General features: G+C 72.9%; 1 protein-coding gene. It reads left to right on the top strand.

Annotated features, from left to right (window positions below):
- Nucleotides 1–48: 48 nt before the first annotated feature.
- A partial coding sequence (locus tag C1X29_RS28995) for a hypothetical protein (RefSeq protein WP_218275742.1) occupies nt 49–251 on the top strand: 203 nt, incomplete at its 3' end.

The following is a 251-nucleotide window of genomic DNA, read 5'->3' on the forward strand; positions in this document are numbered from 1 at the left end:
GTGGTCTGGTCCTCCGGCGGCGCAGTCTTCGGCAAGGCGCCCGCGCCCTTGGCCGGCCTGATCGAGGTACGCGGCGTCGGTATCGTAGACGCGGCGCAGGTGCTGCCGATGGCGCCGGTCGCCCTGCTGGTCGATCTGATTGCGGGCCCGGCGATGGCGGCGGTCGAGCGCATGCCGGAGCCCGAAACGGTGATACTGTGCGGCGTCGCCCTCCCCCGCCTTCGCCTCGCCGTGGACGACCCGCACGCGAT

The organism is Pseudomonas sp. GW456-12-10-14-LB2, from assembly GCF_002884345.1.
Taxonomy (GTDB): domain Bacteria; phylum Pseudomonadota; class Gammaproteobacteria; order Pseudomonadales; family Pseudomonadaceae; genus Aquipseudomonas; species Aquipseudomonas paraglycinae.